General features: G+C 74.2%; 12 protein-coding genes and 2 pseudogenes. 6 read left to right on the plus strand and 8 right to left on the minus strand.

The window, feature by feature from the left end; genetic code table 11:
- From BI06_RS27885 to BI06_RS27895, 3 genes and pseudogenes are all read left to right on the plus strand, one after another.
- Positions 1 to 409: pseudogene (locus BI06_RS27885) on the plus strand (hypothetical protein); the annotation flags it as partial.
- A 30-nt stretch (positions 410 to 439) separates the two neighbouring features.
- Positions 440 to 1,087 carry a TIGR03085 family metal-binding protein gene (locus tag BI06_RS27890; protein WP_030391406.1) on the plus strand — a complete coding sequence of 216 codons (648 nt, stop codon included), beginning with the start codon at positions 440 to 442 and terminating at the stop codon, positions 1,085 to 1,087.
- Positions 1,088 to 1,239: 152 nt separating this feature from the next.
- Positions 1,240 to 2,025 (plus strand): VOC family protein, encoded by a 786-nt coding sequence (locus tag BI06_RS27895; protein WP_043472352.1) that lies wholly within the window; start codon positions 1,240 to 1,242, stop codon positions 2,023 to 2,025.
- Positions 2,026 to 2,102: 77 nt separating this feature from the next.
- On the opposite strand, the gene hisF is transcribed toward BI06_RS27895, so the two are convergent.
- From hisF to hisD, 8 genes are read right to left on the minus strand one after another with little or no spacing between them, the layout of a single operon-like run.
- Positions 2,103 to 2,873 (minus strand): imidazole glycerol phosphate synthase subunit HisF, encoded by a 771-nt coding sequence (gene hisF / locus BI06_RS27900; protein WP_030391408.1) that lies wholly within the window; start codon positions 2,871 to 2,873, stop codon positions 2,103 to 2,105.
- On the minus strand, positions 2,870 to 3,310 hold the full coding sequence (locus BI06_RS27905) for a Rid family hydrolase (RefSeq protein ID WP_030391409.1): 441 nt from the start codon (positions 3,308 to 3,310) through the stop codon (positions 2,870 to 2,872). The genes hisF and BI06_RS27905 overlap by 4 nt, the downstream gene beginning before the upstream one ends.
- Positions 3,307 to 4,032, minus strand: coding sequence for a bifunctional 1-(5-phosphoribosyl)-5-((5-phosphoribosylamino)methylideneamino)imidazole-4-carboxamide isomerase/phosphoribosylanthranilate isomerase PriA (gene priA, locus BI06_RS27910; protein WP_030391410.1), 726 nt, complete (start codon positions 4,030 to 4,032; stop codon positions 3,307 to 3,309). The genes BI06_RS27905 and priA overlap by 4 nt, the downstream gene beginning before the upstream one ends.
- Before the next feature lie 20 nt (positions 4,033 to 4,052).
- Complete coding sequence (gene hisH, locus BI06_RS27915; protein WP_030391411.1) at positions 4,053 to 4,688, minus strand: imidazole glycerol phosphate synthase subunit HisH; 636 nt, start codon at positions 4,686 to 4,688, stop codon at positions 4,053 to 4,055.
- A gap of 45 nt (positions 4,689 to 4,733) precedes the next feature.
- Positions 4,734 to 4,886: a hypothetical protein gene (locus BI06_RS52560; protein ID WP_030391412.1), complete on the minus strand. Its 153-nt coding sequence runs from the start codon at positions 4,884 to 4,886 to the stop codon at positions 4,734 to 4,736.
- The gene (hisB, locus tag BI06_RS27925; protein ID WP_030391413.1) at positions 4,883 to 5,476 is read right to left on the minus strand and encodes an imidazoleglycerol-phosphate dehydratase HisB; all 594 of its coding nucleotides are present in this window, start codon (positions 5,474 to 5,476) and stop codon (positions 4,883 to 4,885) included. The genes BI06_RS52560 and hisB overlap by 4 nt, the downstream gene beginning before the upstream one ends.
- Positions 5,477 to 5,481: 5 nt before the next feature.
- Positions 5,482 to 6,582, minus strand: coding sequence for a histidinol-phosphate transaminase (locus BI06_RS27930; protein WP_043473254.1), 1,101 nt, complete (start codon positions 6,580 to 6,582; stop codon positions 5,482 to 5,484).
- Positions 6,579 to 7,913 carry a histidinol dehydrogenase gene (gene hisD / locus BI06_RS27935; protein ID WP_030391415.1) on the minus strand — a complete coding sequence of 445 codons (1,335 nt, stop codon included), beginning with the start codon at positions 7,911 to 7,913 and terminating at the stop codon, positions 6,579 to 6,581. Before hisD ends, BI06_RS27930 begins: the two co-directional genes overlap by 4 nt.
- A gap of 93 nt (positions 7,914 to 8,006) precedes the next feature.
- Here hisD and BI06_RS27940 point away from each other — a divergent pair, with 93 nt between their 5' ends.
- The 3 genes and pseudogenes from BI06_RS27940 to BI06_RS27950 all read left to right on the plus strand — a co-directional run.
- Positions 8,007 to 9,587: a hypothetical protein gene (locus BI06_RS27940; RefSeq protein ID WP_030391416.1), complete on the plus strand. Its 1,581-nt coding sequence runs from the start codon at positions 8,007 to 8,009 to the stop codon at positions 9,585 to 9,587.
- A gap of 112 nt (positions 9,588 to 9,699) precedes the next feature.
- Positions 9,700 to 10,437: an LON peptidase substrate-binding domain-containing protein gene (locus BI06_RS27945; RefSeq protein ID WP_167349717.1), complete on the plus strand. Its 738-nt coding sequence runs from the start codon at positions 9,700 to 9,702 to the stop codon at positions 10,435 to 10,437.
- 62 nt (positions 10,438 to 10,499) lie between these two features.
- Positions 10,500 to 10,687 (plus strand): annotated as a pseudogene (locus BI06_RS27950) (Cys-tRNA(Pro) deacylase); the annotation flags it as partial.

Here is a 10,687-nt window from a genome sequence, read left to right on the forward strand (position 1 = left end):
CCCGACACCCACGCCCACGCCGACCCCCACACCGACCCCGACACCGACCAAGGTGGTCCCGTACAGCTTCTTCACCGTCGGCACCTGCCTGGACCACCCGCAGCTGAGCCGGACGGTCACCAAGCCGGAGGCCCGCCCCTGCGAGGGCAAGCACGACGGCGAGGCGATCGCCGACCAGCTGCTGCCCGACGGGCTGACCGGCGACTACCAGGTCGCCAACGCGATGCGGGACGGCTGCAAGGACGCCCAGGCCGCCGCCGAGGCCCGGCAGGGCGGCGGCGGGCCGTACTACAGCTACCCGGTGGGCCCGAGCTACGCCTTCTACCAGCAGGGCTGGCGCGACTACACCTGCATCCTGACGGCGGGCAACCGGCCGGACACCGGCAAGCTCACCGGACACCTGCGCTGACCCCCCGTCGGCACTCGTAGGGTGGGCGGCATGTCTAACCACGCTCTCGCCGAGCGCCACCGTCTGGCCGAACTGCTGGCCGCCGCCGGGCCGGACGCGCCCACCCTCTGCGCCGGGTGGTCCACCCGCGACCTCGCCGCCCACCTGGTGATCCGCGAGCGGCGGCCGGACGCCGCCGCCGGCATCCGGATCGGCCCGCTGGCCGGCTGGACCCACCGGGTGCAGGAGTCCTACGCCGGGCGGCCGTACGAGGAGCTGGTCCGGATGTTCCGCGCCGGTCCGCCCCCGTTCTCGCTGTTCTCGCTGCCCGGCGCGGACGAGGCGGGCAACACCGTCGAGTACTACGTGCACGCCGAGGACGTCGCCCGGGCCGGCGACGGGCCGGCGCCGACGGCGGTGCCGGCCGGCCGGGCCGAGGCGCTCTGGCGCCGGCTGTCGCTGCCCGCCCGGATGGAGGCGGGCCGGCGCTCCCCGGTGCGGCTGGAGCTGTGCCACCCCGACGGCCGGACCCTGGCCGTCGGCCCGGCCGGACCGGCGACGGTGCGGATCACCGGCGAGCCGGGCGAGCTGGTGCTGCTCGCCTTCGGCCGGGGTGCCCGCACCCGGGTCGAGGTGGACGGCCCGCACGACGCCGTCGAGGCGCTGCGGCACGCCCTCCCGCTCCCCGAGCGCGAGTAGCGCCGGCAGGGCCGGCGGTCCCCGCCCCGGCTGCGGATGTCGGTGGCGGGGTGCAGACTCGCAGGTGGCCGGGAGGGGCGTCGCCGGGCCCACGGCGGCGGCCGTCCGGCCCCTGCCCGTCGTTACCGTCTCCCTCGAAGGGACGCGACACCATGCTCACCACCGACTTCCCGGCCGGCTCCCCGTGCTGGATCGACCTCGGCAGCCCCGACCCGGCCGCCGCCGCCACGTTCTACGGGGCGGTGTTCGGCTGGACCTTCCGGTCGGCCGGCCCGGAGGCCGAGGGCTACGGCTTCCTCCAGTCGGACGGCCGGACGGTCGCCGCCGTCGGCCGGCTCACCGAGGAGGGCGCGCGCTCCGCCTGGACGACGTACTTCCGCACTCCGGACGCCGAGGCCACCGCCGCGGCCGTCGAGCGGGCCGGCGGCACCGTCCGGGTCCCGGCCTTCGACGTGATGGAGGCCGGGCGGATGGCCCAGCTGACCGATCCCCAGGGCGCGCAGTTCGCGGTCTGGCAGCCGGGCGCCGTCACCGGCCTGGACGCCGTGTCCGAGGACGGCGCGCTGATCTGGATCGAGCTGCACACCGGCTCCGTGGACGCCGGCTTCGGCTTCTACCGGACGGTGTTCGGCTGGCGCGAGGAGGACTTCCCGGCGCCCGGCATGACGTACAAGGTGCTCTCCCCGGCCGAGGGCGACCTGCGGGCCACCACCTTCGGCGGCATCGCCCCGGTGATGGCCGACTCCGGGCCGCCGTCCTGGACGCCGTACTTCGGCTCCTCCGACGTGGACGCGGTGGTCGCCCGGGCCACCGCCGCCGGGGCGAGCGTGCTGATGGGCCCGGAGAGCGTGCCGGACGTCGGCCGGATCGCCTGGCTGGCCGACCCGTTCGGCGCCCCGTTCGCCCTGATCAAGGGCGAGCCGCCGAAGGACGCCTGACGGGTGGCGCCCCCGGTCCGGCGCGCGACCGCCCGGCCGCGCGCCGGACCGGACCGGGCAGGCCGCGCACCGCACACTCAGCGGACCGGGTGCCCGGCCTCCCGCAGCGCGTCCTTGACCTCGCCGATCCGCAGGTCCCCGAAGTGGAAGACGCTGGCGGCCAGCACCGCGTCCGCGCCGGCCTCCACCGCGGGGGCGAAGTCGGCGAGCTTCCCGGCGCCGCCGGAGGCGATCACCGGGACGGACACGGCCGCGCGGACGGCCCGGATCAGCTCCAGGTCGTAGCCGTCCTTGGTGCCGTCGGCGTCCATCGAGTTGAGCAGGATCTCGCCCGCGCCCAGCTCGGCGGCGCGGCCGGCCCACTCGACGGCGTCCAGGCCGGTGCCCTTGCGGCCGCCGTGGGTGGTGACCTCGAAACCGGAGGCGGTCTCGGTGCCCTCGGCGCAGCGGCGGGCGTCCACCGACAGCACCAGCACCTGGCGGCCGAACCGTGCGGCGATCTCGCGGACCAGCTCGGGGCGGGCGATGGCGGCGGTGTTGACGCCGACCTTGTCGGCGCCGGCCCGCAGCAGCTTGTCGACGTCCTCGACGGCGCGGATGCCGCCGCCGACGGTGAGCGGGATGAACACCTGCTCGGCGGTGCGGCGGACCACGTCGTAGGTGGTCTCGCGGTCGCCGGAGGACGCGGTGATGTCGAGGAAGGTCAGCTCGTCGGCGCCCTCGGCGTCGTAGAGCCTGGCCATCTCGACCGGGTCCCCGGCGTCCCGCAGGTTCTGGAAGTTGACGCCCTTGACCACACGGCCGGCGTCGACGTCCAGACAGGGGATGACACGTACTGCGAGGGTCACGGCTGCTTGCCTTCCAGAGCTTCCAGGGTGGCGGCGAGTCCGGCGCGGTGGGCGTCGAGCTCGACCTCGACGAGCAGACGCGAGTCGACCAGGCTCTGCACCACCACGACGGTGGCCACCGGGCGCACGGCCCCGAAGAGTTCCTGGTGGGCGCGGCCCGCCGCGTCGATGTCACGGGAGTGGGTGAGGTACACCCGGGTGCGGACCACGTCGTCCGCCGTCAGACCGTACGCGGCCAGGGCCTCCAGCGCGTTGCCGAAGGCGGCCCGCACCTGCTCGTAGGGGTCGCCCTCGCCCTGCAGCACACCGTCCACCAGCGGCCTGGCGCCGGCCACGTGGACGTGGTCCCCGACGGCGATCGCCTGCGACGCGCCGAGGAGTTCCTCCCAGGGGGAGAACCCGTCGACCCGGCCGCGCACGATCCGACGTTCCGTCATCCCGAAACCGCCTCCAACGCCTCTTCGAGGGTGAACTTCTGCTCGTAGAGTGCCTTGCCGACGATCGCGCCCTCGACTCCCTCGCCGACCAGGCCGGCGATCGCGACCAGGTCGTCCAGCGAGGAGACGCCGCCGGAGGCGACCACCGGACGGTCGGTGGCGGCGCACACGTCGCGCAGCAGCTGGAGGTTGGGGCCGGTCAGGGTGCCGTCCCGGTTGACGTCCGTGACCACGTAGCGGGCGCAGCCCTCGGCGTCCAGGCGGGCCAGCACCTCGAAGAGCTGGCCGCCCTCGCTGGTCCAGCCCCGGCCGCGCAGGGTGGTGCCGACCACGTCCAGGCCGACGGCGATCCGGTCGCCGTGCTCGGCGATGACCTTGGCGACCCAGTCCGGGCTCTCCAGGGCGGCGGTGCCGAGGTTGACCCGGGTGCAGCCGGTGGCGAGGGCGGCGGCCAGCGAGGCGTCGTCGCGGATGCCGCCGGACAGCTCGACCTTGATGTCGAGGGTCTCGGTGATCCCGCGGACCAGCTCGCGGTTGGAGCCGGTGCCGAAGGCGGCGTCGAGGTCGACCAGGTGCAGCCACTCGGCGCCGGCGCTCTGCCAGGCGAGGGCGGCGGCGAGCGGCTCGCCGAAGGAGGTCTCGGTGCCGGAGGCGCCCTTGACCAGGCGGACGGCCTGCCCGTCCCGGACGTCGACGGCGGGCAGCAGTTCGAGGCGGCTCATGAGGTACACGTCTTCCGTGGTCAGAGGGTGTTGACCCAGTTGGTCAGCAGGGCGGCGCCGGCGTCGCCGGACTTCTCGGGATGGAACTGGGTGGCCCAGAGCGGGCCGTTCTCGATCGCCGCCACGAACGGCTGCCCGTGCGTGGCCCAGGTGACCAGCGGCGGGTTGATCCGCGCGCTGTGCGTCTCGAGCTCCCAGTGCCGCACCCCGTAGGAGTGGACGAAGTAGAAGCGGGCGTCCGCGTCCAGGCCGGCGAACATCCGGTTGCCCTCGGGGGCGTCCACGGTGTTCCAGCCCATGTGCGGGACGACCGGGGCCTCCAGCGGCTCCACGGTGCCCGGCCACTCGTCGCAGCCGGCGGTCTCCACCCCGTGCTCGACGCCCTTCTCGAAGAGGATCTGCATGCCCACGCAGATGCCCATGACCGGTCGGCCGCCGGCCAGCCGGCGTCCGACGATCCAGTCCCCGCGGACCGACTTCAGTCCGCGCATGCAGGCCTCGAAGGCGCCGACGCCGGGGACGAGCAGGCCGTCGGCGTCCATCGCCTTCTGGTAGTCGGAGGTGACGGTGACGGTGGCGCCGGTCCGCTCCAGGGCGCGCTGCGCCGAGCGGAGGTTGCCGGAGCCGTAGTCGAGCACCACGACGTTCTTGCCCATGTTCAGGTGTCCAGTCTTTCGTTCGCCGGTCTTCGTCCGCCGCGGTTACAGGCGCATCAGGCCGGCGCCCAGGCACATGGCCGAGCCCAGCGCGAGGACGAGGATGACGCCCTTCGCCTGCTTCTGCTTCCAGAACGAGATCACGCCGCCGGCCAGGAAGAGCCCGACGAAGATGAGGATCATCGCGGTGTTGCTCACAGCGCACCCTTGGTCGACGGGAGGATGCCGGCCGCGCGCGGGTCGCGCTCGGCGGCGTAGCGCAGGGCCCGGGCCAGCGCCTTGAACTGGCACTCCACGATGTGGTGGGCGTTGCGCCCGTACGGCACGTGGACGTGCAGGGCGATCCGGGCCTGGGCCACGAAGGACTCCAGGATGTGCCGGGTCATGGTGGTGTCGTAGGCGCCGATCATCGGCGCCATGTTCTCCGGCTCGGTGTGCACCAGGTAGGGGCGGCCGGAGAGGTCGACGGTCACCTGGGCGAGCGACTCGTCCAGCGGGACGGTGCAGTTGCCGAAGCGGTAGATGCCGACCTTGTCGCCGAGCGCCTCCCGGAAGGCGGCGCCGAGCGCGAGGGCGGTGTCCTCGATGGTGTGGTGGCTGTCGATGTGCAGGTCGCCCTCGGTCTTCACGGTGAGGTCGAAGAGGCCGTGGCGCCCGAGCTGGTCGAGCATGTGGTCGTAGAAGCCGACGCCCGTGGAGATCTCGGTCCTGCCGGTGCCGTCGAGGTCTATTTCGACCAGGACGGACGTCTCCTTGGTGGTGCGTTCGACGCGTCCGATGCGGGTCATACGGGTTACAGCTCCTTGATCACTGTGGCGACGGCGGCCAGGAAGGCGTCGTTCTCGGCGGGGGTGCCGGCGGTGACGCGCAGCCACCCGGGGACGCCGTTGTCCCGGACCAGGACGCCGTGGTCGAGAATGGCCCGCCAGACGGCGTGGGTGTCGGCGAAGCGGCCGAACTGGACGAAGTTGGCGTCCGAGTCGGTCACCTCCAGGCCGAGTCCGCGCAGGGCCCCGACCAGCCGGTCGCGCTCGTCCTTGAGCCGGCCGACGTAGCCGAGCAGGGTGTCGGTGTGCTCCAGGCAGGCCAGCGCGGTCGCCTGGGTGACGGCCGACAGGTGGTACGGCAGGCGCACCAACTGGACCGCGTCGACGACCGCCGGGTCGGCGGCCAGGTAGCCCAGGCGCAGCCCGGCCGCGCCGAAGGCCTTGGACATGGTGCGGGTGACCACCAGGTTGGGGCGGCCCTCGATCAGCGACAGCAGCGAGTCGCGGTGCGAGAACTCGACGTACGCCTCGTCGACCACCACCAGGCTGGGCCGGGCGGCCTGCGCGGCCTCGTACAGCCGCAGCACGGTGTCGGCGGCGACGGCGGTCCCGGTCGGGTTGTTCGGCGAGCAGACGAACAGCACGTGCGGCCGGTGCTCGGCGATCGCCGCGGCGGCGGCGTCCAGGTCGATGGTGAAGTCGTCGTTGCGCGGGCCGGAGATCCAGCCGGTGCCGGTGCCCCGGGAGATCAGCGCGTGCATCGAGTACGAGGGCTCGAAGCCGAGCGCGGTGCGGCCGGGGCCGCCGAAGGTCTGGAGCAGCTGCTGGAGCACCTCGTTGGAGCCGTTGGCGGCCCAGACGTTCTCCCGGGCGACGGCGAAGCCGGTGGTCCGGGTCAGGTAGGCGGCCAGGCCGTCGCGCAGCTCGACCGCGTCCCGGTCGGGGTAGCGGTTGAGGTGGCGGGCGGCCTCGGCGACCCGCTCGGCGATCCGCGCGACCAGCTCCTCGGGGAGCGGGTACGGGTTCTCGTTGGTGTTCAGCTGGACCGGGACGTCGAGCTGCGGGGCGCCGTAGGGCGACTGGCCGCGGAGCTCGTCCCGGACGGGAAGGTCGTCGATCGTGGTCACGTGCCGGAAACCGTCCACTCGCTCCGCCAATTCTGCTCGTCTCCGACGAAACGCGCCTTGATCGCGTCGCCGTGACCGGGCAGGTCCTCGGCGTCCGCCAGGGTGACCACGTGCGCGGCGATGCCGGCCAGCGCCTCGCGGTCGTACTCGACGACCTGCACGCCGCGCAGGAAGGTCTGCACGGACAGGCCCGCGGAGTGGCAGGCGCAGCCGCCGGTGGGCAGCACGTGGTTGGAGCCGGCCGCGTAGTCGCCGAGCGAGACCGGGGTGTACCGGCCGATGAAGATCGCGCCCGCGTTGCGGACCTTCGCGGCGACCGCGTGCGCGTCCCGGGTCTGGATCTCCAGGTGCTCGGCCGCGTAGGCGTTGACCACGGCCAGGCCCTGCTCCAGGTCGTCGACCAGGATGATGCCGGACTGCCGGCCGCCGAGGGCCTCGGCCACCCGCTCGCCGTGCTTGGTCCGGGCGACCTGGACCTTCAGCTCGGCCTCGACCGCGTCGGCGAGCGCCACCGAGGCGGTGACCAGCACCGAGCCCGAGGTCGGGCCGTGCTCGGCCTGGCTGATCAGGTCGGCGGCGACCTCCGCCGGGTCGGCGGTGTCGTCGGCGAGCACGGCGATCTCGGTCGGTCCGGCCTCGGAGTCGATGCCGATCCGGCCCGCGAAGTAGCGCTTGGCGGCGGCCACGTAGATGTTGCCGGGGCCGGTGACCATGTTCACCGGCTCGCACTCCTCGGTGCCGAGCGCGAACATCGCGACCGCCTGGGCGCCGCCGACCGAGTACACCTCGGTGACGCCGAGCAGCGCGCACGCGGCCAGGATGGTCGGGTGCACCCGGCCGCCGAAGGCCTTCTGCGGCGGCGAGGTCACCGCGATCCCGGCGACGCCCGCCTCCTGGGCCGGCACCACGTTCATCACTACGGAGGACGGGTAGACGGCCAGACCGCCCGGTACGTACAGCCCGACCCGGTCCACCGGCACCCAGCGCTGGGTAACCGTGCCGCCGGGCACCACCTGGGTGGTGTGCCCCTCGCGGCGCTGGTCGGCGTGGACCAGCCGGGCCCGGCGGATCGACTCCTCCAGTGCGGCGCGCACCTTCGGGTCCAGCTCCGCGAGGGCCTCGGCGAGCTGCTCGGCCGGGACCCGGGTGGACTCCAGCCGCACGCCGTCGAAGCGTTCGGTGATCTCGATCAGCGCCGCGACCCCGCGATGATGCACGTCCTCGGCGATCGGGCGCACCTTCTCCAGGGCGGCCGCGACGTCGAAGTCGGCACGGGGCAGCAGGCCGCGCGGGTCGTCGAGCGAGCCGCGCAGATCGATTCGAGAGATCACGCCCCCCAGTGTAAGGAGTGGCCGGAACCCGCGATCCCGCATTTCAGTCCGTGATACGAAGAGCGAGACAACCGGGGGACACGGGGGGACGGCATGGCGGAGCGGGCACCGGACGGCTGGACGGCGGCCGAGCAGGCACTGTGGCAGGCGTTCCGGCACGGCCGGACCCTCGATCTGCGCACCGGCGACGCCGCGGCGGACGACCCCTTCGGCGAGGCCGTCTGGGACGCCCGGCGGACGGTCCGGGCCGAGGTGCTCTCCCGGCTGCTGCTGGACGGGCCCGCCCCGGTGCCCGGCCGGGTCGCCTCGCTGAAGCTGACCGGCGCGCTGGTCACCGGTCCGCTGCGGCTGGCCGGCGGCACCATCGGGCACTACGTCGAGCTGCACGACTGCCGGTTCGACCAGAAGATCCTGATGTCCGAGGCCGAGGCCGGCACCCTGCGCTTCATCAACTGCCTCGTGCCCCGGCTGGAGGCCTCCCGGCTGGTGACCTCCGGCGACCTGCACCTGGCCCGCTGCCGAATACGCCAGGGCGTCCGGCTCACCGACGCCCGGATCGGCACCGACCTGCTGCTCAACCAGGCCGTGCTGGGCGGCGACCGGTTCGGCCGGGCGCTGTCCGCCGACGGCATCGCGGTGAACCAGGACTGCGAGGCCGACCGGCTCGCCACCGACGGCGAGGTCAGCCTGCGCACCGCCCGGATCGGCGGCCGGCTCTCGCTGCGCGGCGCCCAGCTGCACGCCGTCCCGGGCAACCGCAACGCCCTCAACGCCGTCCGGCTCACCGTCGGCCACACGCTGTACCTGAGCGGCTCGGCCGACGGCGGCTGGTTCGGCTCGCAGACCTACTACGGCTCCGGGTACGGCGAGGTGCCGCCGGCGGGCTCGCCGAGCACGCCGTTCCGCGCCTTCGGCCAGGTCCGGCTGTCCGACGGCCGGTTCGAGAACGCCTGTCTGCTCTCCGACGCCGAGTTCCACCTCGACGAGGGCGACGAGGTCACCCTGCGCCGGATCCAGACCCCGGAGCTGCGGTTCACCTGCCGCTTCCCGGCCGGCGGCACGGTCTCGCTGTCCCGGGCCCGGATCGGCAACCTGGTCGACGCCCCCGGCTCCTGGCCGCAGGGCGGCACCGTCGGCCTCACCGGCTTCACCTACGAGTGCCTGCGCCCGGCCGTGCCGTTCCCCGTCCACCAGCGGATCGCCTGGCTGGAGGGCGCCGCGGTGGAGTTCCAGCCCGAGTCCTACGAGCAGCTCGCCGCCGCGCTGCGCCGCGACGGCGCCGACGACGACGCCCGCGAGGTGCTCCACGCCAAGGAGCGCCGCCGCCGGCAGACCCTGCCGCTGCCGGCCCGGATCTGGGGCCGGGTCCAGGACGCCACGGTCGGCTACGGCTACCGGCCCGGCCGGGCCGCGCTCTGGCTGCTGCTCGCCTGGGCGCTCGGCAGCCTCTACTTCGCCACCCACGCGCTCCAGCCGCTCAAGGCCGACGAGCGGCCGCACTGGAACCCGGTGCTGTACGCGCTCGGCCAGCTGCTGCCGGTCGTCGACCTCGGCCAGGGCGGCTGGAACCCCGGCGGGGCCTCCCAGTGGGTCTCGGCGGGCCTGGTCGTCATCGGCTGGGTGCTCGCCACCACCGTCGCCGCCGGCGCCAGCCGGATGCTCCAGCGCGGATAGCCGCAGGCAGCGGCGGACGAGCGGCGGACACTCCCGCGCGGACGGCCGCCGGCGGCCGCGGACGCGCTCGCACGGATAACCCCGGAGCGCTCGCACCGCCCGGGGAACTACGCTGTCCGCCGTGACAGAACGGCTGCCGCTCTTCCCGCTGAACAACGTGCTCTACCCGGGCCTGGTCATGCCCCTGAACGTCTTCGAGGAGCGCTACCGCCGTCTCGTCGCCGATCTGGTCGACGGGCCCGAGGACCGGCCGCGCCGCTTCGGCGTGCTCGCCATCAAGGACGGCCGCGAGGTCGCCCCGGTCCGCCCCGAGGACGGACCGGCCGGCCCGCTGGACGGCCTCGGCACCGCCACCGGCGACCCGCTGGAGGCGCTGCACCACATCGGCTGTGTCGCGGACGTCACCTCCGTCCAGCCGCAGCCCGACGGCCGCTACGAGCTGCTGGTCACCGGCACCACCCGGTTCCGGCTGCGCTCGGTCGACGTCGGCGGGCCCTACCTGGTCGGCGAGGCCGAACCGATCGAGGAGCGCACCGGCGAGGGCTCCGGGGCCCTGGCCGCCGAGGTCGAGCGTGCCTTCCGCACCTACCAGCGGCGGCTCGCCGGCGCCCGGGAGGCCAGCACCGTCGGCCGCCAGGAGCTGCCCGACGACCCGCAGGTGCTGTCCTACCTGGTCGCGGCCGCGGCCGTGCTGGAGGTCCCGCTCAAGCAGCGGCTGCTCGCCAGCCCGGACAACGCCCAGCGGCTGCGGGCCGAACTCGAGCTGCTGCGGCGCGAGAGCGCGGTGCTCGGCTGGCTCCCCTCGCTGCCCGCCGTCAACCTGACCCGCCAGTCCTTCAGCCCCAACTGAACCGGCCCGACCGGACCGGCCCCACCACCCGACCCCAGCCCCGACCGACCACCGGAGGCCCCGTGGCCACGAAACCGAAGAAGGGCGGCCGGGGCACCCCCGCGACGGTCGCCCTGGAGACCGCCGAGGTGCCGTTCACGGTGCACGCCTACGAGCACGACCCGGCGGCCGCCTCGTACGGGGAGGAGGCCGCCGAGGCGCTGGGCGTGACCGCCGACCGGGTCTTCAAGACCCTGGTCGCCGACGTCGA

Origin of the sequence: Kitasatospora sp. MBT66 (assembly GCF_000710405.2) — a bacterium.
Classification (GTDB): Bacteria; Actinomycetota; Actinomycetes; order Streptomycetales; family Streptomycetaceae; genus Kitasatospora; species Kitasatospora purpeofusca.

Coding starts and splice junctions, on each gene's coding strand:
- BI06_RS27890 (WP_030391406.1), top strand. CDS start 440: ATGTCTAACCACGCTCTCGCCGAGCGCCACCGTCTGGCCGAACTGCTG.
- BI06_RS27895 (WP_043472352.1), top strand. CDS start 1,240: ATGCTCACCACCGACTTCCCGGCCGGCTCCCCGTGCTGGATCGACCTC.
- BI06_RS27905 (WP_030391409.1), bottom strand. CDS start 3,310: ATGACGGAACGTCGGATCGTGCGCGGCCGGGTCGACGGGTTCTCCCCC.
- priA (WP_030391410.1), bottom strand. CDS start 4,032: ATGAGCCGCCTCGAACTGCTGCCCGCCGTCGACGTCCGGGACGGGCAG.
- hisH (WP_030391411.1), bottom strand. CDS start 4,688: ATGGGCAAGAACGTCGTGGTGCTCGACTACGGCTCCGGCAACCTCCGC.
- hisB (WP_030391413.1), bottom strand. CDS start 5,476: ATGACCCGCATCGGACGCGTCGAACGCACCACCAAGGAGACGTCCGTC.
- BI06_RS27940 (WP_030391416.1), top strand. CDS start 8,007: ATGGCGGAGCGGGCACCGGACGGCTGGACGGCGGCCGAGCAGGCACTG.